We start from the raw sequence: 516 nt of genomic DNA on the forward strand, positions 1-516 counted from the left end.
GGATCTAGTAACCACTCTTTTAGTTTGGTGTGAGCCTGGGCAAAAGCTAACGCCAGGTCAGGAGCGTGAACTGGAAGAAGATCATGGCCAGGTGTGGGGGGAGGGGGTTTATATCCAAGGGGAAGACACCAATCCAGAAGGCTTGAATGAGAGAGGGCGAAGGCCCATCCAGGGCTATCTTTGATCGGAGGGGAAAAGCTTAAAAAAGCAGCCATGTATGGGAGCCTTCCAAATACGAACCGGGAACGGAGGTCTATCTTTAATTATTTATGTTATACTTACTTCTGGGTGATTATTGATGAAAAGATACTTAAGCAAATATATTCAAGTAAGCATGTTATTTATTGTTTTATTAGCTCTACCATTTTTAACTTACATAACTAGTCATTTTTTGTATTTTGGTGTATATGGATTAGTTTCTTTAATAAGTCTAATACTAATTATTGTTGTTATTGTACCCAGAGTGATTAATGTTCTTAAAGAATATATCAAATGAACATTACTGATATATTCTTT

At 37.4% G+C, this 516-nt stretch carries 1 protein-coding gene; it reads left to right on the plus strand.

The window, feature by feature from the left end:
- Window positions 1-184 (plus strand): hypothetical protein (locus ACX6CF_RS26265; protein ID WP_458788341.1); only part of this gene is annotated, 184 nt, incomplete at its 5' end.
- Between the last annotated feature and the right edge of the window lie 332 nt (window positions 185-516).

This window comes from Vallitalea sediminicola, assembly GCF_054408565.1.